The sequence below is a fragment of the Streptomyces sp. CBMA123 genome (assembly GCF_014596465.1).
Classification (GTDB): Bacteria; Actinomycetota; Actinomycetes; order Streptomycetales; family Streptomycetaceae; genus Kitasatospora.
In genome coordinates this window covers 12186-30362 of record NZ_MECK01000641.1, presented here as the reverse complement: position 1 = coordinate 30362, position 18177 = coordinate 12186, and the positions used below count along the sequence as shown (strand labels likewise).

The following is an 18177-nucleotide window of genomic DNA, read 5'->3' as shown; positions in this document are numbered from 1 at the left end:
CTGCTGACGGGCCGTCGGCGGCACCCGCAGCTCGGCGGCCAGGCTGGCCTGCCGGACGCGCTGCGGCAGCGGGGGCTGCCCGCCCTCGACCGGGCTCACCGGTACGGCGGAGGGGTACTCCCGGCCCCGGCGCCGCTCGGCCAGCCGGTAGTGGTCGGCCGGGCGGTACTGCTCGTCGGCGTACGGGGCCTCGGCCTCGGTGACCCGGGCGTAGGCGATGTCCGGGTAGGCCGGGGCCTCCGGGGCGGGGGTGGCGGTGGGCGCGCCGTCGTGGGCTTCGGCCGGGGTGGCGGCGTAGGCCGGCGGCGGGTCGGCGGGGGAGCTGTGCTGGATCGGCTGCTCGGCGGGGCCGGGCTGGTACGGCTGGGCCGGGACCGGCTGCACCGGGAACGAGGGTTCCGGGAACGCCGGCTCCTGGAACGCCGCGGCCACGCACTGGGCATGCGCGGCCTGCCCGATCGCCTCGGCCTGTCCGGTGGGCGAGCCCGCCCCGAAGGAGTCCACCGGTGCGACCGGCGGCCCCACCGGCCCGACCGGCTGCGGCGCCTCGTCGGAGGCGGAGCGCAGCGCCCGGCGCGAGCGGCGGACCAGCGGGATGGGTTCGACGGGTGCGGCGTCCGGCAGGCCGGTGTCGCCGTCGATGACCAGCTCGTCCGGGACGAGCACGACCACCCGGGTGCCGCCGAAGGCCGACGGCCGGAACTCGATCTTCAGCCCGGTCAGCGCGGCCAGCCGGGCGACCACGTAGAAGCCGAGCCGGATGTCGTCGGCCCGGGCCAGCACGTCGGTGCGCGGCGGGCGGCTCATCAGCTCGTTGGCCGCGTCGTACTGCTGCGGGTCCATGCCGAGGCCGCGGTCCTCGATCTCGACGGCGAGTCCGCGCCCGACCATGGCGGCCCGGACCTCCACCGGGGTCGGCGGCTTGGAGAAGGTGGTGGCGTTCTCCATCAGCTCGGCGAGCACGTGGGCGACCGGCCCGACGGCCCGCTCGGAGAGCCACGGGTGGCCCTCGACGTCGATCATGATCCGGCGGTAGTCCTGCACCTCGCCCTGGGCGGAGCGCAGCACGTCCAGCAGCGGTACGGGCTTGCGCCAGCGCCGCTGCGGCTGGCCGCCGGCCATGATGACGAGGTTCTCCTCGTAGCGGCGCAGGCGGGCGGTGAGGTGGTCGAGGTCGAACAGGCCCTCCAGGACCTCCGGGTCCTCGTGCTTGCGCTCCAGTTCGTCGAGCTTGCGCAGCTGGCGGCCGATCAGCAGCTGGGTGCGGCGGGCGATGCGCTGGAGCAGGCGCTCGAAGCCGCGGTGCTGGTCGGCCTGCCGGACGGCGGCCTCCAGGGCGGCGGAGCGGGCCAGGTTGAGGGTCTGGCCGAGGCGGGCGAGTTCGTCGGTGCCGTTGCCGTGTTCGCCGGTGGTGACGGCGCGGCTCTCGGCCTCGGGGTCGACCTGTTCGCCGCGGCCGAGGCGGTCGACCACCTCGGGCAGGGTGCGCTCCATCTCCTCGGCCTGGGTCTGGAGGTCCTTGATCCGGCGGCGCAGCGAGCGGCTGATCCGCCAGGAGGCGATGACGACGGCGATGACGGTGATCAGGCCGATGACGGCGGTGAGCACGACGCGGGTGAGCAGGCCGAGGATGGTCCCCTTGCCGACCTCGACGATGGCGCTGGTGCGGGCCTCGATGGCCTTGACCAGCTGCGGGTTGAGCTGGTCGACGGCCTGGCGCCACTGGTCCTGGGCGGCGGGCAGTCTGACGGTGCCGTTGGAGTCGGCGGAGACCGGCCGGGTGAGCTGCTGCTCGACGGCGGCCTTGGCCTGCCAGGCGGGGCTGTTCATCAGGTCGTGCCAGCCGGCCGCCTCGCCGTCGGGGACGTACGGGACGACCTGGACGGTGAACAGGTGGTCCTGGGCGCCGATCAGCTGCTGGACCTGCTGGTAGTCGGCGGTGCTGAGCCGCCCGGCGGGCCAGCCGCGGGCCAGCACGGCGTCCTCGCGGGCCAGCATCTCCTTGGCCCAGAAGGAGTTGACCAGGGTCTTGGACACCCAGGTGACCTCGCCCGCGTCGACGTGGCTGAGCGCGGTGAACAGCCGCAGGTCGACGGCGATCAGGTCGGTGTAGTAGGTGAAGACGCTCTGCTGGTCGACCGAGCCCTTGTCGACGGCGGCGCGTTCCTCGGCCAGTTTGGCCATGGCCTGCCGGGCTTCGGCGACGGCGTTGCGGACGTCGTCCGGAGCGCCGTCGGCGGTCTCGCCGGACAGGGCCTGGAACTGGTGGACCGCGTCATCGGTCAACTGCCGCTGGTGGCGCAGTTGGTCGGTGTTGCCGCCGGGCCGGGCGAGCGCGTCGGCGCTGAGCCGGCGCTCCTCCTGGAGGTTGTAGTAGACGATGTTGGACGGCTGGCCGGCCTTCTGGGCGAGCATGCCCTGGGCGGCCTGGCGCTGGAAGTCGAAGACGGTCTCACCGCTGGTGACCGCCCAGAGGGCGACCAGGGCGAGGCTGGGGACGACGGCCAGGACGAGTAGTGCCGCCCGCAGGGACAGGCGTGGACGCCTGCGGGGGGCCTTCGGCGTCGGGGGCCGCCGATTCGCACGCGCGCGCAGAGCAGTCTCCTTGGGGCTGGCGGCCGACCGGTGAGGGGCGGGCCGTCCGGGCACGGGCTTTTTGACGAAGCGATACTAGTCATATCGTGTGATTGGAGTGAAAGCCCGTTCGCTTTCTGGGTGGTGCTTGTGCACCAGCTGGACACAATGTCACCCGCACGTTGACCGTTTGTGCTCGAAGCAGCCGCGTCTGGCACTGCCTGACACAGTGTCGACCCCGTCCGAGACCGCTGGATGGCCGATGTGTGAAAACTGTGTGACGCCCCCTCCGGTGAGCTCCTCGGCGACCGGGCAGCCGCGAACGCGTCGACGCCGGCTCCGCCGCCGGCACCCGCCCGGCGATGGGCCGTTGCGGTGCGGAGCATCCCTGGGACGACCGCCCGCCCGGCCCCGGTGGCCGCCCCCGGGGCCGGGCGTCGTCCCAGGGACGGGACGCGCTAGCGGGACGCCGCCGGCGGCTCCTAGCGTCTCTCGGCGGTGGCCCGGTCGCGGCCGACGAGCCGTTCGGTGCCGCCGCCCCCGCCCGCGCGCTTCCGCGCTCAGCCAGTCAGTGAGGAACCGTCATGAAACGCATCCCGGCAGTCGTCGCCGCGATGTTCGCCGCGCTTCTCGCGGCGGTGCTCGTCGCCCCCGCCGCCCAGGCCGCCGGCTGGCCCCTCGTCCGCAACGGTGACCACGGCGACAACGTGACCACGGTCCAGTACCTGCTGTCCGCCCGCGGCTTCGCGACCGGCGCCGACGGTGCCTTCGGCCCCGGCACCGAGGGCAAGGTCAAGAGCTTCCAGAGCGCCAACGGCCTGTCCCCGGTGGACGGCATCGTCGGTGGCGACACCTGGTCCAAGCTGATCGTCACCGTCCGCAGCGGCGACAACGGCGACGCCGTCAAGGCGCTCCAGGTCCAGCTGAACGCCCACGGCGCCGGCCTCGGCGTCGACGGTGCCTTCGGCCCCGGCACCGACGCCAAGGTGCGCGGATTCCAGCAGTCGGCCGGCCTGAACCCGGTCGACGGCATCGTCGGCCCGGCGACCTGGGCCGCCCTGCTCGGCGGTGGCGGCAGCACCGGTGGCGGTGGCGGCGGCGGTGACACGCTCAGCCAGTCGCAGGCCGCCTCGATGTTCTCGGCCGCCGGCATCACCTGGTCCTCCTCGGGCAACTGCTCCGACCGCACCAACAGCAGCTGCACCTCCTTCGACGGCCTGCGTCGCGCCTCGGCCGACGGCGCCGTCAACCTCAAGCACGCCATCGGCGGCTGCGCGCTGAACATCACCGGCGGCACCGAGACCGGCCACGCCGGCGGCACCTACAGCCACGGCACCGGCTACAAGCTGGACTTCGCCATGTCGAGCTGCCTCACCGACCACATCCACGGCACCTTCGCCCACAGCGGCACCCGCGGTGACGGCGCCGACCTGTGGACCGCCCCCTCCGGCAACATCTACGCCAACGAGGGCAGCCACTGGGACGTCACCTTCATGAACTGACGCCCGCGGCGCACGCGCACCACGAGGGGCAGGGCCACCGGACACCTCCGGTGGCCCTGCCCCGTCGTGTGCCCAGGGGGCAGGGCGTGGCATCCTGCGCCCCGGGTGTCGGCGAGCCGCTCCGCGCTGCCCCGAGGACCGTCCGAGCCGACGAGGAGTCACCGTTGAACTACGACGTCACCGACCAGCGGCGGCTGGACGCCTACCGGGAGGCCGCCGCCCCCGTCCTTGCTGGGCCCGGGGGAGCTGGTCGCCAGCACCGACCGGACCGGTCCACCTGGGCGAGGGCGGCCGCCCGCCCGGCGGCACCCACACCGTCGTGCTGCGCTTCGCCGACGCAGAACAGGCCTGTTCCAGGGTGGTGACCCGGCCGCCCTCGCCGACGGCGCGGGGTGTCAGGGCGCGGGGGCCGGATCCGCTTCCTGGTCGGTGGCCTGCTCGCTGGCCTGGTCGGTGTGCGGCGCCGGACTTGGCGCCGGGCGCGCGGCCGGCCGCAGCAGGACGGCGCAGGCCAGGGCGGCCAGCAGGGCGAGCGAGGCCGAGACGATCAGGCAGAGCCGCAGGCCGTCCAGGAAGGAGTCGCCGAGGGCGGTCAGGGCCTGGCCGGTGGCGGGCCCGAGGTCGAGTCCCGCCACGGCACCGAGGCCCTGCTCCCGGGCGACGTCGAGGACGTGGCCGCCGGTCGCCGCCGGCACCCCGGCGTCCGTCAGCCGGCCGGGCAGGGCGTCGAGCGTCCGGGTGGTCAGCAGGGCGCCGAGCACGGCGGGGCCGAGGGCGCCGCCGACCTGCCGGAACGCGTTGTTGCCGGCCGCGGCCATGCCGGCCAGGTGGTGCGGGACGGCGGAGACGGCGGAGGCGGTCATCGGGGTGAGGACGGCCCCCAGGCCGAGGCCGAGCAGCAGCAGCCGCCAGGCGATCGAGCCGAAGGAGGTGTGGGCGTCGAGGTCGGTCAGCGACAGCAGCGAGCCGGCCGTGACGACCAGGCCGGTGGTGATCAGCACCCGGGCGGACACCCGGTGCATCAGGCGCCCGACGGGCAGGCTGGCGGCCAGCGAGGCCCCCGTCACCATGACCATCCGCAGGGCCGCCTGGAGGGTGCTCAGGTGCTGCACCAGGCCGAAGTACAGGCTCAGCACGAAGAAGAAGCCGATCAGCCCCAGGAAACTGATCATGGCGACCAGCGAGGTGGCGGTGAACGCGGGGCTGCGGAACAGGGCGAGGTCGATCATCGGGCCGGCGCTGCGGCGCTCCACGACGACGAACACCACCGCGGCGACCGCGCCCAGCGCCAGGGCCGCCACCGTCGCGGGCTCGCCGAAGCCGTTCGCGCCGCCCTCGATCACGCCGTAGACCACGGCGGTGACGGCCGCGGCCGCGCTGAGCTGACCAGGCCAGTCCAGCCGACGGGCGTGCGGTGCCCGCGAGTCGGACAGCAGGAAGGCGGCGACGACCAGCACGATCAGCGACACCGGGACGGGCAGCAGGAAGATCCAGCGCCACGCGACGTGCTCCAGCAGCACGCCCGCGATCAGCGGGCCCACGGCGAGCGAGGCCAGCAGGGACATCGCCCACAGCCCGATGAACCTGCCCCGCTCCCGGTGGTCCGGCACCGCGTGGCTGATCAGCGCCAGCGTGGTGGGCAGCAGCGCCGCCGCCCCCAGCCCGGAGGCCGCCTGCCCGGCCCACAGGGCCCGCACCGAGTCGGAGCTCAGCGAGACCGCCGCGCCGATCGCGCACAGGGCCATGCCCGCCTGGAACACCCGCTTGCGGCCGTGGACGTCGCCCACCACACCGGTGGTCAGGATCAGCGCGGCCATCGGCAGCACGAACGCGTCCGACACCCAGGACAGTTGGGCGGTGGAGGCGCCGAGCGCCCGTTGGATCGCCGGCAGGCTCACCGACACGGTGGTCACCGGCAGGTAGGCGACGAAGACGCCCAGGCAGGCCATGACGAGGGTGGTGCCCCGTCCGGCCGGGGGGCGCTGCGCCCGTCGGCCCTGTGCCCGGGGGCCATGGGGTCCCTGGGTCCGGGGGCCCTGCATCGTTGCGGAGTTCACGAGGGGTTCCTTCGACTGCGGAGGTGCCGCGGCGGGCACCGGCTGCGGTGAGAGCGCCGCCGTCCGGCGCGCGCCCGCTCACGGGCCGGGCGCGCCGGCCGGACCCGCGGTCCGCGCCGGCCGCCCACCGCCCGCGGAGCCGCCGACCAGCTTCGCCCCGATGGGCGACGGATCCCCAGGCCGAGCCGGGCGGACGGCACAGAACCTCCACCGCTGCCGGTCCGCGTGTGACGATTCATCCATGGTTGACGAACTGGACCGCAAAATCATCCACGGACTCCACTTCGCCCCGCGGGTCTCCTTCCGCCGCCTCAGCGAGGTCATCGGGGTGTCCGAACAGACTGCGGCGCGCCGCTACAACGCCCTGCGCCGCAGCGGGGTCCTGCGCGTCGTCGGCCTCAGCAGCCCGGCCGCCCACGGCCAGTCCGAGTGGATCGCCCGCCTGCGCTGCCGCCCCGACGCCGTCGGACCGCTCGCCGACTCGCTCGCCCGCCGCCCCGAGGTCGCCTACGCGAACATCGCCTCCGGCGGCTCGGAGATCAACTGCATCATCCGCTCACCCGCCGGCACCGCCCGCGACGACGTCCTCCTACGGCAGCTCCCCAGGGCCGCCTCCGTCCTCGACATGAGCGTCGACCTGCTGATCCACCCCTTCGGCCCGGAGAGCGCGGCCGGCTGGACCGGTGGGGAGGGCTCCCTCACCGACGACCAGGTCCGGCAGCTCGTCGCGGAACGCCCCAGCCCCGTCGGCGCCCCGCTCACCCCCGGCGACGAGGACCTTCCCCTGCTGGCCGCCCTCGCCGAGGACGGCCGCGCCTCCCACACCCACCTCGCCGAGGTCACCGGCTGGTCCAAACCCCGCGTCGCCCGCCGCCTGGAGGCCCTGGAGGCCACCGGCTCCCTCGTCTTCGACGTCGACACCCTCCCCGAGCGCCTCGGCTACGAACTCAACGCCACCCTCTGGCTCCAGGTCGAACTGCCCCGGCTGCACCACATCGGCGAGGAGATCAGCCGGCACGAGGAGTGCGCCTTCGCCGCGGCCGTCAGCGGCCGGCACAACATCATGGCCGTCGTCATGTGCAGGGACACCCCCGACTTCTACCGCTACCTCAGCACCCGCTTCGCGCGGATCGAGGGCATCCGCGGCTACGAGATCAGCGTCCGCGTCCGCCGCCTCAAGCAGGCGGCCTCCCTCATCCACCACGGCCGGCTCATCCACCCGGCACTCGCCTGACGCCGCGGGAGGAGACGGGTGAACGCTCGCGGTCAAGATCCGCCGGGTCACGGGTCTGTCCCAGCGGACGGCGACCGTGGCCGGGAGCGGTACGGCGGTGGGAACCGCCGTGTCGGCCGGTCCTGCGGCGGGTCGGGCGGGGGTGCGGGCGGCGGCGGGGTGCGGGGTGCCCGGTCGTTCGTGTAACAGCACTGTATTGGCGGCCGGTTGGGCGGAACGGTTCGCCCGGCCGGGCTGTCCTGCTCACCAGTACCGGCCGCCACACGACCCTGAGGAAGACACGATGCGCGTTCACAAGCTCACCTTCGCCGCCCTGGCCGTTGCCGCGGGTCTCTCGCTGACGGCCTGTCAGAACGACGACCTCGACGGCGGAACGGCGGCGAACAAGCCCTCCTCCGCGCCGCCGGCGGCCACCGGGGCCACCGGCGGCGCGACGGCCTCCGGAGCGCCGACGGCCGGGGGGAAGGGCACGACGGCCGGGACCGGCTCCACCGGCTCCACCGGCTCCACCGGCTCCACGGGTTCCACGGATGGTGGCAAGGGCGGCAAGTGCCGGACCGACGACCTCACCATCACGGCTGCGGACCGCACCATCGACGGTGACGCCACCCGCACCGTCGTGGTCGAGCTGAAGAACCGCAGTGGCCACGACTGCTCGCTCTCCGGCTATGCGGGCGTCGACCTGAAGACCAACGCGGGGTCGCTGTCGGCGCAGCGCTCCGGCGAGCCGGTCGTCGCGGGCGTCGTCAAGCCCGGCAAGTCGACGTTCTTCGGCATCAGTTACCCGAGCAACGACACCGGCGGCACCGGTGTCCGGATCACCGGCCTGGTCGTGACCCCGCCGGACGAGACCAAGTCCGTCACCCTGCAGTGGCCGGGTGCCGGCTCCCTCCCCGCCGCCGACGGCTCCAGCCCGGTGAAGATCGGCCCCATGGGCAGCGCCGGCCAGGGCGGCCAGTGACCGGACGCGCCGCAACGGCGTTGCGGCAGACATGATGTGGCGGACGATCACGGGGGACCGTCGCCCGGGGTGGGTCCCGGTCGCCGGGCGGTCTCACGGCCCCGCGCTCGGCAGCCCGCCCGGTGTCGGTTGGAGGAGGACCTCGCCCATCGGGCCCGGACACCGGCCACTGGGCCCGGACACCGGCCCCGGTCCGACGGTGCACGCCCTGCCCGGAGTGACCCGGGCGCGGCTGCTGTCCGTCCTCCGCATCGCCCGCACCACCTCGGAGTTGGGCGAGCGGCACTTCCTCGCCGCCGGCACGGTCTCCTGCCGCCTCGGCATCCTGCACCGCACCGGACTGCTCACCCGCACCCGCACCGGACAGCACGTCCGGTACGAGCAGGCCTCCCGCGCGCTCCTCCCCTTCGCGCCGCCCGCCGGGGTCTGCCTCCGCGCTGCCCGCCGCCCCAACCACCCCCGTTCGCCGACCACTTCACCTGACACGGTCGCCCCGTCACGCGTGAGGAGTGGGAAGTCGGCCCCGTCGACTTCCCACTCCCCGCGCCCCCGCAGTAGGGCGTGGACGCGGAGCGCGACCCGGGCCCGTCACCGCCGCCGCAGTGCCCGCCGGACTACTGCCGCAGTGTCGCCAGCTCCGCCGCCGACAGCGCCAGCCCCGCCGCAGCCGCGGAGTCGCGGATGGAAGCCGGGCGGCGGGCGCCCGGGATGGGCAGGGCGGCGGGGGTCTGGGCCAGGTGCCAGGCGAGGCAGACCTGTTGGGGGCTGACGCCCCGGGCGCGGGCGAGGGTGTGGAAGGGGGTGTCCGAGCCCGGGGTGCCGGTTGCCGGGTCGTCGACGGCGCTGCGGGAGATGCCGCCGAGGGGGCTCCAGGGGAGGAAGGTGAGGCCGAGTTCGGTGCACAGGTCGAGGGTGTCGCGGGTGGCCTGGTGCGCCGGGGAGAAACGGTTCTGCACGGAGACCAGGCGCGGGCCGAGGATCTCTTGGGCGGTGCGGATCTGCGCGCAGTCCACGTTGGAGAGGCCGACCAGCCGGATGGTGCCCGCGTCGGCCAGCTCGCGCAGCGCGCCGACCGAGTCGGTGAAGGGCACGGCCGGGTCGGGCTTGTGCAGTTGGTAGAGGCCGATGGCCTCGACGCCGAGCCGCGCGGCCGAGGCCTGGGCGGCCTGGCGCAGGTGGCGCGGATCGCCGTCGACCGTCCAGCTGCCGTCCCCGGGGCGGCCCCGGCCGCCCTTGCTCGCCACCAGGACGCCATCCGCCCCGCTGCCGTAAGCGGCCAGCGCGCGGGCGATCAGCCGCTCGTTGTGGCCGACTTCGTCGGCGTGCCAGTGGTAGGAGTCGGCGGTGTCGATCAGCGTCACCCCCGCGTCGAGTGCGGCGTGGATCGTGGCGATCGCCTGCTGCTCGTCGGGCCGGCCCTCGACGGACAGCGGCATCGCGCCGAGGCCGACGGCGCCGACGGTCACGTCACCGATCGTGCGAGTGGCGGGAGTTGCCTGAACGGTGGTCATGCGCGTGCCTCCTTGACGGCCTGCGGCAGCCAGTCGCTGACGGGGGAGAAACGGAAGCCCTGGTGGGCCGACCGGCCGGTGTCCATCGCGTAGCAGCGGTCGAAGGAGAACGGCGAGAGCGGCTCGCCCGCACCGCCGACCGTCAACTCGGCCTCGGTGCCGACCACCTGGCCGACGACCTCGCACAACTGCCGTACGTCAACGCCGCCTTCGGAGGCCGCGTTGACCGGCCCGGTGAAGTCCGCCAGTGCGGCCCAGGCCAGGAAGCGGGCGATCTCCGGCGCGTGGACGAAGGACGCGGGCTGCGGCGCCGGGTGGACGGCCACCGGCAGGCCGGCGCCGATCCGCTCCACGTAGTGGGCCAGCCGCCCGGTGAAGTCGGCGCCGCCGAGGACGTGGGCCGTGCGGACGGTGACGACGTCGAAGGACGCCTGCCGGGAGAGCAGCGCCTCCGCCTGACGCTTGCCCTCGGCGTAGTGGTCGTCCCGGAACCCCCGGTCGGTCCAGGGGAGTCGCAGGTCGACGGCCTCGGCGGAAAGGTCCAGTGCCGCCTCCGCGAGCGGCGGTCCGCCGGGCCGGCCGAGGTGGGCGTAGACCTCGACGGTGGAGGTGAGCAGGTAGCGCGGGGTGAGGTCGGCGAACACCCGGGCGGCGGCGGCCGCCTGGACGGGCGTGTAGCAGACCTGGTCCACGACGGCGTCGAAGCGCCGGCCGGCGAGCGCGGTGCGCAGCGCGGCCTCGTCGTCGCGGTCGGCGCGCAGGTGGGTCACTCCGGGCGGGGTGGGGGCCGAACCGCGGTTGAGCACGGTCACCGCCGCGCCCGCGTCCCGGAGTTCCGCGACCAGTCGCCTCCCGAAGTGGCGGTTCCCGCCGATCACGCACACGTCCATGCCGTCGATCCCTTCCCCGCTGTGCCCGGTCCCGCCCCTGTCGTGCGGTTCCGGTGATCAGTCTGCCGAGCCCTGGACAACAGCGGTAGTGTCGAGATCGAGGACCAGTCGTTAGGAGAACTGTTGATCGACGTCCAGCGCCTCGCGGTGCTGCGGGAAGTCGCCCGCCGAGGCAGCTTCAACCAGGCGGCCCGGACGCTGCGCTGCACCCCTTCGGCCGTCTCCCAGCAGGTCGCCGCACTCGAACGCGGCCTCGGCGCACCCGTGGTGGAGCGCTCCACCCGGGGCGTCACGCTCACCGACGCGGGCCGGCTGCTGGTCGAGGCCGCCGACGCGATCGCCGCCGAACTCACCGACACCCAGCAGCGCATCGCCCGGCTGACCGCCGAACGGACCGCCCTGACCGTCGCCACCTTCGCCAGCGGCGGGCGACGGCTGCTGCCCGCGGCCCTGGCCGGCTTCACCGCCGACCACCCGGAGGTGGAACTGACCATCCTGGAGGCGGAACCGGAGGAGAGCCTGCCCGCCGTCCGCGAAGGGCGGGCCGACCTCGCGCTCGCCTACCACCTCGAAGGTCCGCCGCCCGTCCGGCCCGGCGACCGCTCGGGCCTGGACTGGACCGCGCTCGGCGAGGATCCGCTGCGCGTCGTGCTGCCCGTCCACCACCCGGCAGCGGCCCGCTACCGGGACCGGCCCGAGGCGCTCCACCTGGCCGAACTCGCTGACCAGCGCTGGATCCTGGGCTGCCGCAAGTCCGCCGGCCAGCTCGCCCGGTACGCCGCCCTGGCCGGCGTCGAACTGCGGATCTCGTGCACCGCGACGGACTACGAGTTCGCCCAGTCCCTGGTCCACGCGGGGATCGGCATCGCCCTGATCCCCGAGATCGGCCTCGCCCGGCACCCGCAGCTGGTCGCCCTCCCGCTGGCCGAACCCGGCCCGCGCCGCCACCTCGGCCTGGCCCTCGCCCGCCGCCGGCGCGGACGGGCCGCGCGCCTGGCGGAGGACCTGGCCGCCCGGCTGGTGGGAACAGGGGAGGCGGAAGGGGAGCGGGAGGCGCCGGCCGGTACCGCACGGGGGTGAGCAGCGCGGCCCTTCTGACGGCCGGGGAGCCACCGGCCGATCGGACCCCGGCCGCCCAGCCCCGGCCGCCCAGCCCCAGCCCCGGCCAACGAGCCCCGGCCGCCGAGACCCGGCCACCGAGCCCCACCCCCCGGCAGAATCCGCTGGCCCCGCCTCCCACTCGCCCGCCAGAATGCCCGTCATGCACTCGATCACCGAACACATCGAGAACATGGCGGCCCGACTGGCCGACGTGCCGGGCGTGGTGGGGGTGATGCTCGGCGGGAGCCGGGCGCGCGGTGAGCACCGGCCGGAGTCGGACTGGGACCTCGGTGTCTACTACCGCGGCGCACTCGACCTCGCCGCACTGCGGGAGTTGGCCGGCCCGGGGGTGGAGGTGGCCGGGCCCGGCGGCTGGGGGCCCTGGGTGAACGGCGGGGCGTGGCTGCGCGTCGACGGTGTCGCCGTGGACTGGATCCTGCGGGACCTCGACCGGGTCTATCGGGTGTGGGCGGACTGCCGCGCGGGCCGCTACGAGGTCGGGGTGCAGGCCGGGCACCCGCTGGGGTTCTGGTCGCCGTGCTACCCCGGCGAGGTCGCGCTCGGACGCGTGCTCGCCGACCCGGCAGGGGAGTTGGCCGCACTCCAGGCCGAGACCGCCGACTACCCCGAGCCGCTGCGTGAGGCCCTGACGGCCGGGGCGTGGGAGGCGGAGTTCCTGGTCGGCGTCGCGGTGAAGGGCGCGGCGCGCGGCGACGTCCTGTACGTCTCGCTCTGCCTCTCCCGGGCGGTGGGCGTACTGGTGCAGGCGCTGTACGCACGCGACCGGCGCTGGTGCCTCAACGAGAAGGGCGCGCTCGCCGTCGCCGCTCAACTCCCGGGAGTGTCGCACGACTTCAGGGCGAGAGTGCATGCGTTGCTGGGAGCCGCCGGGGAGACGCCCGAGGCGCTGACCGCGACGGTGGAGCGGGCGCGGGCCCTGGTCGGGGAGGTGAGGGCGGTCCTGCGCGGATGACGAGCCGGTGATCGCCCGCGCTCCCCGCCGCTCACAACTGCTGCCGGGCTGAACGAGAGTGGGAGTGGGAAGTCGCTAGAGCCGACTTCCCACTCCCACTTCCGCCCTTGCCGTCGAACCGCCCACCGCGCGGCGCAGGACGAGGTGGGTCAACCAGGCCAGGCCGAACGTGAAGGGGCGGCGGTGTCACCGGCCGGGCCGGGAACGACGTGCAGACCGGCACGACGGCCAGGGGCGACCAGGCGCCCGGCAGCAGGTGCCCGTTCACGGAACAGCGGGGCCGGGTGGCGGTGCGTCAGACCACAGGGGAGGTCTGACGGGCTCAGCGCGTCAGGAACTGCTCCCCGGAGTCCGGGAGCTTGGTGCCGGCCTTGTCGAAGTACTCCCAGAGCTTCGCCGTCTTGCCCTCCGGACGGGCCAGCACGACGGAGCGCAGCGGTGAGTCGGCCACGGTGACGATCTGCGGCTCGGTCGTGGTGCCGTCCGTCCAGGTCACCTTCACCCGGGCGATGTCCGGGCCCAGGCTCAGCCCGATGATCTCCCCCGGCGCCACGGTGTCGTCCTTGCCCCGGGCGCCCAGCAGACCGCCCGAGATGTACGCCCCCTCGCGGGGGTCGAGCTTGCCCGGCGCCGGCGTGGTGCCCTCGGAGTCGTGGCTCAGGCGAACGCCGTCCACCGTGAAGTAGGTGTTGGCGATGTCGGAGTCGGCGTCGTAGTACTGGTCCACGAACTCCTTCGTCGGCTTGGTGAGCGCCGAGTCGTACGGGCTCCGCTCCTGCCACATCGCCAGCGCCTGCTCGTACGCGCGGTCCTTCGGTGCCGTCGGCCACACGGCCCGCCACAGCTTCCACTGCTTGCCGTCGGGCGTGGTGCCCTGCCCGACCACCACCCGTACCGGGGTGAACGGATCCCGCGGCGCCGGGGTCGTCGTCGCGCCCGGGGTGGCCGTCGGCGGGCCACCGGTGCCCGCGCCGTGGCCGGTACCCGCCGCGACCAGCGGCTGGGAGGCCGTCGGCACCGGGCGCAGCTCGGAGATCGCCCCGCCTGCCAGCACCACCGCGGAGGCCAGTGCCAACGCGCCCACCACCGTCCGCCGCCGGCGCCGGATCCGCCGGCCGCCGGCCATGATGTCCACCACCGGCACCGGCCCGATCCGAGCCGTCGACGCCGCCTCGGCCAGTCCCAGCCCGACCCACAGATCGGTGTCCTCGCCGGTTCCCGCGTTCCCCATGGTCATACCGCCCCTCCGATCTCAGTCCTGTCCTTCAGTTCCACCAGCGCCGACACCTGCCGCAACCGCCCGATGCCCTTCGCCGCGTGACTGCGCACCGCGCCCACGGAGCAGCCCATCGCCACCGCCGTCTGGCTGTCGCTGAGGTCCTCCCAGTGGCGCAGCACCACCGCCTCGCGCTGGCGCGGAGGCAACGTGGCGAGCGCCGCCAGCAGCGCCCCGCGCTGGTCGGAGCGGGCGAAGCCGTCCTCCGTCCCCGCCGCGTCCGGCACCGCGTCGACCAGCAGCTCCGGCGGCCGGCGGCGCCAGCGGCGGGCGTGCTGGTTCACCAGGATCCGCCGCACGTAGGCGTACGGATCGTCCGCCCGACGCACCTTCGACCACGCCGCGCACGCCTTCTCCGCCGCGGACTGCACCAAGTCCTCCGCCGCGTACTGCTCCCCGGCCAGTAGGAACGCCGTCCGTACCAGCCGCGGCCAGGCCGCCACGATGAACGACTGGAACTCCTCGTCCCGCCCGCTCTTCGGTTCTCCCATGAGCACCTCCTCACCCCCCTAGAGCCCACCCGGGGCCGGAAGCGCTTACTCCCCACCGGAGAGATCCGGACCGCACCGACGGGCCCCCACCCCGAAACGCCTGGTGCCCGACCAGCGCCGATGGCTGGCATCCGCCGAATGATCCTCTCCGATGACGACTCGGGCACCGGACCCGCCGTCGCCTGAGGGTCCACGCCGCCCTCGTGGACGGTGCCGGGGCGCCCCGGGCCGCCGTCCGGGAGTTCCACGCCGAGACCGGCGAAGTGGTCCTCGCCGGGGGTGAGTTCGTATCGGGCCGGACGATGGAACCCGGTCGGCCCAGGCTCGAACGGACCGGCTCCGGTGACTATCGGCCACGGGGTGGAAAGACCGGACTCGAACGTGTGTCGGGCGCCATCATGGGTGGGTGCACTTCACCTCGGAGACCAGCTCGGACGGCGTCGTGGAACGACGCTTCGTCCTCGACGGCGTTCCCGGCATGCTCTGGCATCCGGACGGATCGGGCCTCGGCGGCAGGCCGTTGGTGCTGTTGGGGCACGGCGGCGGGCAGGACAAGCTGGGGCCGCGGGAGCGGGCCCGGCGGTGCGCGGCGCGGTTCGGGTGGGCGGCGGTGGCGATCGACGCGCCCGGGCACGGCGAGCGGGCGCGAACCGCGCAGGACGAGCGGTTCGCCACCGAGACCGGGCAGTTGCTGGCGGCCGGGCGGCCGATCAGCGCCTGGGTGGCCCGGCACACGGCGGCGCTCGCGGAGCGGGCCGTGCCGGAGTGGCGGGCGGTGCTGGACGCGCTGGAGGGTGCGGGCGGGGAGGGCCTCGGGCCGGTCGGCTACTGGGGGTTGTCGCTCGGGACGGTGATCGGCATTCCGCTCGCGGCGGTCGAGCCGCGCATCGTGGCGGCGGTGTTCGGGCTGGCGGGCCACGCCGCGCTGGTAGAGCCGGCCCGGCAGGTGACGGTTCCGGTGGAGTTCGTGCTGCAGTGGGACGACGAACTCCAACCGCGCGAGGGCGCGTTGGCGCTGTACGGCGCGCTGGGTTCGGGGGAGCGGTCGCTGCACGCCAACCCCGGGGGTCACCTGGCGGTGCCCGAGTTCGAGGTGGCGGCCTCGGAGGGTTTCCTGCGCCGGCACCTCGGCTGCGCGGCACCCGTGGCGGACTGAGGGCGGCCGCTTACGGTGGCCGACTGACGGTGGCCGACTGACGGTGGCCGGCTGAGGGTGGCCGATTGACGGGGCGAACGGCAGGGGCTGGCGCCGGGGGCGCGGTGCCCGTCGCCGGATCCGTGCGTCCCCGCCCCCGATCCGCTCACACTTCCGCCACACCGACCCCGTCCTTCACAGCTTTCCCGCAGCTTTCCCCCAGCTTTGCGTGTCCGTATTGCCGGGATGAATCGAATTTGTCGAGGATTACTCGACATGGTCATATTCCGGCGCTTGTCGAGGGCGAGTAAAACTTCGCAAAGAATTGCTCTCTCCAGCGACCCGCCCGGGCGCCTATTTCAACAGAATGTTGCAGCTCAGTGGCCTGATGGTGACTCGGCGTCGATTTGGCGTGACGCACCGTGTCCGCCCCGTTCCGCAATCCACAGGAGTACGGTTCCCAACGAATCGCCGAACGGGCTCCCGAGTAATCTCCCGAGCCCCTCGGCCGTACCGGGGAATTGGTGCGCCGTATGGGTCAACGAAAGGGTGGGGAAGGGGTCGCGGAAGAGGCTCCGCCGGTTGTCCGTCCGTCACACGTCACGTTGGTCGTCACGTTGGTCGTCACGTTGGTCGTCGAAGTCCTGCGCGGTGTCGCCCAGGTGGATTTCCTGCCGTCCGCCGTGTGCGGACTCTTCTTCGCCGCCGCACTGTTCGCCGCCGGGTGGCAGTACGGCCGCTACGGCCTGCTGGGCAGCGCCGTCTCCACGGCCGTCGGCTACGGCCTCGGGCTGCGGCGGGAGACCGTCGAGGCCGGGCTGACCGGGTACAGCGGGTGCCTGGTGGCGACCGCCGTCACGGTCGCCGCGCCCGGGTTCCGGCGGCTGTGGCCGCAGGGTGTCGGACCGGCAGCGCCGCCGGTGCCGGCCACCGGGGGTAGCGGGCTGAGCGGGGAACGGCTCTGGCGCGGGTTCTTCGCCGACATCGGCCAGATCTCCTTCATGCCCCAGTGGTACGTCGGCCTGTTGTTCCTGGCCGGGCTGTTCGCGGCCAGTCGGGTCCTGGCGGCGGTGCCGGCGATTCCCCGGCTGCGCCGGGTCTGATCCGGCGGGCGTCGGAGACCGCGGTCGCCGGACCCCGCGCGGCGCCGGGATCGTGGGCGTCGGATCCAGCAGGCGCCCTAATCTGGTATTCCGTCGGCCAACTCCCTTGCATTTCTTCTGACTTGCATTTCGTCGGATTCTCGGAAAGGAGAAGTGGTTCCCATGAACCTCTCCCCGCGTGAGATGGACAAGCTCTACATCTACGTCGTGGCCGATCTGGCCCGCAAACGCCGCGACCGCGGCGTCAAGCTCAACTACAGCGAGGCCTGCGCACTGATCAGCGAGGCCATCATGGAGGGCGCCCGGGACGGCCGCACCGTCGCCGAGTGCATGGAGATCGGCAAGCAGGTCGTCAGCAACGCCGAGGTCATGCCGGGCGTCCGCGAGATGCTGCCGCTGCTCCAGGTCGAGGCCGCGTTCCTGGACGGCACCAAGCTGGTCTCCTGCCACGACCCCGTCGGCGCCTGACCGATGACCGCACGTCAGCCCGTCAAGGTCGTGCTGGCCGGCGGGCACGAGAGCGACGATGGGCGCCACCTCGCCGCCGTGGCCGCGCACGAACCCGCCGTACACGCCGTGGCGGCCCCCGGCCGAGCACTCGCCGAAGCCGTCCGTTCCGCCCTGGCGGCCGACGACGCACCGATGTGCGTCGTCCCGATGACCCTCGGCCGCGACCCGAGACTGATCGCCGACACCGCCCGCGCCCTGCGCTGGCTCGCCGCCGACCAGGGCTGCGGACGGCTCGCCCTCACCGCACCCTTCGGCGCCGCCGAACACCTGATCGGCTGGCTCCGCGCCGCCGCGGCCTCGGCCGGAGGCGAGGACGCCGTACTCGTCACCGCCCCGGCGGCCGGCCCCTTCGAGGACGCCGAACTGTTCCGGATCGCCCGGCTGGTCCGCCAGTACGGGCGGCACCGCTGGGTCGAGGTGGCCTTCGCGGGCGGCGACCCCGACCCGGCCGAGGGCGTGGGACGCTGCCGTCTGCTCGGCGCGGCCCAGGTCACGGCCGTCCCCGCCTCCTTCGGCCCCGCACTGCCCCCCGGCCCGGCCGGCGAGGGCGTACGGGACGGCGGACCGCTGCTGCGTCCGTCCGCGATCGCCGGGGTGATCGCGGCCCGCACGGCGGCGGCCCTGCACCTGCTCGGCCACGGCGAGGACGGCATCCTGGCCGGCCTCGACGCCGAGCACGGGCACGGCTACGCCCACAGCCACGGACCGGGCTCGGCGCACCACGGCCACGGACCGGGCTCGGCGCACCACGGTCACGCCCACCGGCACGGCCACCCCCACGCACCCACCGCCCACGCACCCGCGCCCGCACACACCCCCCACGCACACACCCCCCACTGAACCGGCAGAGAGGAAGGCC

The 18177-nt window shown here is 74.2% G+C and carries 15 protein-coding genes; 9 read left to right on the top strand and 6 right to left on the bottom strand.

Annotation, left to right across the window (positions count from 1 at the left end; all coding sequences use genetic code 11):
* A partial coding sequence (locus BG452_RS47520; RefSeq protein ID WP_317621539.1) for an ATP-binding protein occupies nucleotides 1-2649 on the bottom strand: 2649 nt, incomplete at its 3' end.
* Between the two features lie 509 nt (nucleotides 2650-3158).
* Between BG452_RS47520 and BG452_RS44990 the strand changes: the two genes are divergently transcribed.
* On the top strand, nucleotides 3159-4076 hold the full coding sequence (locus BG452_RS44990) for a peptidoglycan-binding domain-containing protein (protein ID WP_188310200.1): 918 nt from the start codon (nucleotides 3159-3161) through the stop codon (nucleotides 4074-4076).
* Nucleotides 4077-4471: 395 nt separating this feature from the next.
* Here the strand turns inward: BG452_RS44990 and BG452_RS44985 are convergent, their stop codons facing one another.
* Entirely contained in the window at nucleotides 4472-6025 is a 1554-nt protein-coding gene (locus tag BG452_RS44985; protein WP_223243685.1) for an MFS transporter, read from the bottom strand.
* A 349-nt stretch (nucleotides 6026-6374) separates the two neighbouring features.
* On the opposite strand from BG452_RS44985, the gene BG452_RS44980 reads away from it, so the two are divergent.
* Both BG452_RS44980 and BG452_RS44975 read left to right on the top strand, forming a co-directional pair.
* On the top strand, nucleotides 6375-7367 hold the full coding sequence (locus BG452_RS44980) for an Lrp/AsnC family transcriptional regulator (RefSeq protein ID WP_188310199.1): 993 nt from the start codon (nucleotides 6375-6377) through the stop codon (nucleotides 7365-7367).
* A gap of 283 nt (nucleotides 7368-7650) precedes the next feature.
* Nucleotides 7651-8328, top strand: coding sequence for a DUF4232 domain-containing protein (locus BG452_RS44975; protein WP_188310198.1), 678 nt, complete (start codon nucleotides 7651-7653; stop codon nucleotides 8326-8328).
* Between the two features lie 614 nt (nucleotides 8329-8942).
* On the opposite strand, the gene BG452_RS44970 is transcribed toward BG452_RS44975, so the two are convergent.
* Complete coding sequence (locus BG452_RS44970) at nucleotides 8943-9839, bottom strand: aldo/keto reductase (RefSeq protein WP_188310197.1); 897 nt, start codon at nucleotides 9837-9839, stop codon at nucleotides 8943-8945.
* Nucleotides 9836-10729 carry an NAD-dependent epimerase/dehydratase family protein gene (locus tag BG452_RS44965; RefSeq protein WP_188310196.1) on the bottom strand — a complete coding sequence of 298 codons (894 nt, stop codon included), beginning with the start codon at nucleotides 10727-10729 and terminating at the stop codon, nucleotides 9836-9838. The genes BG452_RS44970 and BG452_RS44965 overlap by 4 nt, the downstream gene beginning before the upstream one ends.
* 123 nt (nucleotides 10730-10852) lie before the next feature.
* On the opposite strand from BG452_RS44965, the gene BG452_RS44960 reads away from it, so the two are divergent.
* On the top strand, nucleotides 10853-11809 hold the full coding sequence (locus tag BG452_RS44960; RefSeq protein ID WP_188310195.1) for a LysR family transcriptional regulator: 957 nt from the start codon (nucleotides 10853-10855) through the stop codon (nucleotides 11807-11809).
* Nucleotides 11810-11981: 172 nt separating this feature from the next.
* The gene (locus BG452_RS44955; protein WP_411293112.1) at nucleotides 11982-12803 is read left to right on the top strand and encodes a nucleotidyltransferase domain-containing protein; all 822 of its coding nucleotides are present in this window, start codon (nucleotides 11982-11984) and stop codon (nucleotides 12801-12803) included.
* A 322-nt stretch (nucleotides 12804-13125) separates the two neighbouring features.
* Here the strand turns inward: BG452_RS44955 and BG452_RS44950 are convergent, their stop codons facing one another.
* Both BG452_RS44950 and BG452_RS44945 read right to left on the bottom strand, forming a co-directional pair.
* Nucleotides 13126-14040 carry a hypothetical protein gene (locus BG452_RS44950; RefSeq protein WP_188310194.1) on the bottom strand — a complete coding sequence of 305 codons (915 nt, stop codon included), beginning with the start codon at nucleotides 14038-14040 and terminating at the stop codon, nucleotides 13126-13128.
* The gene (locus tag BG452_RS44945) at nucleotides 14037-14570 is read right to left on the bottom strand and encodes a SigE family RNA polymerase sigma factor (RefSeq protein ID WP_188310193.1); all 534 of its coding nucleotides are present in this window, start codon (nucleotides 14568-14570) and stop codon (nucleotides 14037-14039) included. Before BG452_RS44945 ends, BG452_RS44950 begins: the two co-directional genes overlap by 4 nt.
* Nucleotides 14571-14976: 406 nt before the next feature.
* Between BG452_RS44945 and BG452_RS44940 the strand changes: the two genes are divergently transcribed.
* The 4 genes from BG452_RS44940 (at nucleotide 14977) to BG452_RS44925 (ending at nucleotide 18158) form a co-directional block, all read left to right on the top strand.
* Nucleotides 14977-15726 (top strand): alpha/beta hydrolase, encoded by a 750-nt coding sequence (locus BG452_RS44940; RefSeq protein WP_188310192.1) that lies wholly within the window; start codon nucleotides 14977-14979, stop codon nucleotides 15724-15726.
* Nucleotides 15727-16322: 596 nt separating this feature from the next.
* Nucleotides 16323-16808, top strand: a complete 486-nt coding sequence (locus BG452_RS44935) for an urea transporter (protein WP_223243683.1) — start codon at nucleotides 16323-16325, stop codon at nucleotides 16806-16808.
* Nucleotides 16809-16970: 162 nt separating this feature from the next.
* Nucleotides 16971-17276 carry an urease subunit gamma gene (locus BG452_RS44930; protein WP_188310190.1) on the top strand — a complete coding sequence of 102 codons (306 nt, stop codon included), beginning with the start codon at nucleotides 16971-16973 and terminating at the stop codon, nucleotides 17274-17276.
* 3 nt (nucleotides 17277-17279) lie between these two features.
* Nucleotides 17280-18158, top strand: coding sequence for a sirohydrochlorin chelatase (locus BG452_RS44925; protein ID WP_188310189.1), 879 nt, complete (start codon nucleotides 17280-17282; stop codon nucleotides 18156-18158).
* Nucleotides 18159-18177 lie beyond the last annotated feature (19 nt).

Excerpts from the sequence above, each read along its gene's own strand:
- BG452_RS44990 (WP_188310200.1), top strand. The coding sequence starts at position 3,159 with ATGAAACGCATCCCGGCAGTCGTCGCCGCGATGTTCGCCGCGCTTCTC.
- BG452_RS44985 (WP_223243685.1), bottom strand. The coding sequence starts at position 6,025 with ATGGCCTGCCTGGGCGTCTTCGTCGCCTACCTGCCGGTGACCACCGTG.
- BG452_RS44980 (WP_188310199.1), top strand. The coding sequence starts at position 6,375 with ATGGTTGACGAACTGGACCGCAAAATCATCCACGGACTCCACTTCGCC.
- BG452_RS44975 (WP_188310198.1), top strand. The coding sequence starts at position 7,651 with ATGCGCGTTCACAAGCTCACCTTCGCCGCCCTGGCCGTTGCCGCGGGT.
- BG452_RS44970 (WP_188310197.1), bottom strand. The coding sequence starts at position 9,839 with ATGACCACCGTTCAGGCAACTCCCGCCACTCGCACGATCGGTGACGTG.
- BG452_RS44965 (WP_188310196.1), bottom strand. The coding sequence starts at position 10,729 with ATGGACGTGTGCGTGATCGGCGGGAACCGCCACTTCGGGAGGCGACTG.
- BG452_RS44955 (WP_411293112.1), top strand. The coding sequence starts at position 11,982 with ATGCCCGTCATGCACTCGATCACCGAACACATCGAGAACATGGCGGCC.
- BG452_RS44950 (WP_188310194.1), bottom strand. The coding sequence starts at position 14,040 with ATGACCATGGGGAACGCGGGAACCGGCGAGGACACCGATCTGTGGGTC.
- BG452_RS44945 (WP_188310193.1), bottom strand. The coding sequence starts at position 14,570 with ATGGGAGAACCGAAGAGCGGGCGGGACGAGGAGTTCCAGTCGTTCATC.
- BG452_RS44930 (WP_188310190.1), top strand. The coding sequence starts at position 16,971 with ATGAACCTCTCCCCGCGTGAGATGGACAAGCTCTACATCTACGTCGTG.
- BG452_RS44925 (WP_188310189.1), top strand. The coding sequence starts at position 17,280 with ATGACCGCACGTCAGCCCGTCAAGGTCGTGCTGGCCGGCGGGCACGAG.